Below are 2396 nucleotides of genomic sequence, written 5' to 3'. Positions count from 1 at the left end.
TTGCTGCAAAATTTCACAGCAACGCGGAGCTGGAATTGGCGAAGCCTGACGACAACACTGCATTCATTTACTTCAGCGGGTGTTTTTACCCCGCATAAGCCCATGGATGAGCGTGTTCAGCTCACTCAAGCTACCTTATTGTCCACTCTGCTTGATGCAATAATATTCAAGTGCAACCAAAAACCTGAAGCCAAGGATATTGATGCCCAGGGTATCGCCAACCTGCTGTGGGCCACGGCGAAACTGGTGGACATCGGGCAGGAGCCGACACCAGAGCTCAAAAAGGCTGTGGCCGCGCTGTTGCCCCACGTGAACACACAGAAAGCTCACTTTAAACCACAGGAAATCGCCAACCTGCTGTGGGCCATCGCGAAACTGATGGACAGCGGGCAGGAGCCGACACCAGAACTCAACAAAGCCGTTGCCACGCTGTTGCTCCTCGTGAACACACAGAAAGCTAACTTTAAACCACAGGGTATCGCCAACCTGCTCTGGGCCATGGCAAAACTGGTGGACAACGGCCAGGCTCGGTCACCTGGGCTCAACGAGGCCGTGGCCGCGCTATTGCCCCACGTGAACGCACAAACAGACCAATTTATTCCTCAGCATATCGCCAACCTGCTCTGGGCCATGGCGAAACTGGTGGATAACGGGCAGGAGCAAACACCAGAAATCAAAGAGGCCGTGGCCACGCTGTTGCCCCACGTGAACGTACAGAAAGACCAATTTAATGCCCAGGATATCGCCAACCTGCTGTGGGCCATGGCGAAACTGGTAGACAACGGGCAGGAACGGACACCAGAACTCAAAGAGGCTATGGTCGCCCTGCTACCCCGCGTGAACATACAGAAAGCCCACTTTAAACCACAGGAAATCGCCAACCTGCTGTGGGCCGTAGCAAAACTGGTGGACAACGGTCAGGAGCGGACACCAGAGCTCAACGAGGCCGTGGCCGCGCTGTTGCTCCACGTGAACATACAGAAAGCTCACTTTAACCCACAGCAAATCGCCAACCTGCTGTGGGCCGTAGCAAAACTGGTGGACAACGGTCAGGAGTGGACGCCAGAGCTCAACGAGGCCGTGGCCGCGCTGTTGCCCCACGTGAACATACAGAAAGCTCACTTTAAACCACAGGAAATCGCCAACCTGCTGTGGGCCATGGCGAAACTGGTGGGCAACGGGCAGGAGCAGACACCAGGGCTCAAAGAAGCCGTAGCCGAGCTGTTGCCCTTCGTGAGCGCACTGAAAGGCCGGTTTAATGCCCAGAGTATCGCCAACCTGCTGTGGGCCATGGCGAAACTGGTGGACAACGGACAGAAGCAGACACCAGGTCTCAACGAGGCCGTGACCGCACTGTTGTCCCACGTGAACGCACAGAAAGCTAACTTTAAACCACAGGAAATCGCCAACCTTCTGTGGGCCATGGCGAAACTGGGTGAGTTCGTTGAGCTGAACGTGGTTACATCCACGTTCGAGTCGCTGGTCTACCGAATCAGTGAAAACCATCAGCTCTCTCAGAAAGCCATATTGATGTCTCTCTGGGGAGTAATGGTCTGCTGTGCCAGGCTGTGTCTGGTCGCCAATGCCAATAAAAATCACGTGCTTGAAAAGCCCATGGATGACCTGTTTACCCGACTGGAAAATACATTCCTGCACAATGAAGAGGATCAACGCACCATTGCCCAGGCCGCAAGTTGGCTTGGCAGAGCGTGTCCGGTCGTCCCCCATTACCATGCAATCGTTTCAAAACGTCAATCCGACTTCCGCAATCAACTCCAATCCCACATTCCATCTTTGAGGATTGAAGAAGAAAAGAGTCTGAATTCATTACCTCCGGTTGACCTGCTACTGCCAGATCACAACATGGTGATTGAAGTTCAGGGACCGTCTCATTACGTGGGTGGTGATTTCAAGACCAGGAATGGTTCGACCCTGCTTAAAATAGCACTGTTGCAAAAAGCAGGATTTGAGGTCATTGAAATTCCGGTTAACAGGCTCTTGAGTCAGGATTTAATGAAGCCATACATTGATCAAATAAAGACCAGGATAGGCTTACCGCCTCCGGGGCATGGCCCTGTATCACTTAAAAGAAGGTGGGCAGATGAGGCATACGTTACTGCTGATAAAGGCAGGCAACCCTCAGATCACGGTTACCTGACTGCCGAAGAACATTCAGAGAAGCAAACCGGTAAACCCGCAAAAAGGAAGAAAACAAACAGCCAGTAATTACCTTCCCCCCATCATGACGAAAGAACCTTTTTCACATTCCGGGAAGGAATGCCAGTGTTAAACACCTGTTGCCCTGGATGATTTGAAAATAACGGGTTGATGGCATCAGGAGTAGATGTGTTTCCCCAACCGTTTACGTTTATAGACGTTGCAGCAAAATGAACTTT

The 2396-nt window shown here is 52.1% G+C and carries 1 protein-coding gene; it reads left to right on the top strand.

Annotated features, from left to right (window positions below; translation table 11 throughout):
* Window positions 1-2226, top strand: a 2226-nt coding sequence (locus ACO6V1_RS23435; protein ID WP_422468941.1) for a DUF1601 domain-containing protein, incomplete at its 5' end; no start/stop codon positions are given.
* Window positions 2227-2396 lie beyond the last annotated feature (170 nt).

Source organism: Endozoicomonas sp. ALC013 (assembly GCF_049310205.1).
Lineage (GTDB): Bacteria > Pseudomonadota > Gammaproteobacteria > Pseudomonadales > Endozoicomonadaceae > Endozoicomonas.
Note: the sequence above shows the minus strand (reverse complement) of the source record. Positions and strands in the feature narration are given on the sequence as shown.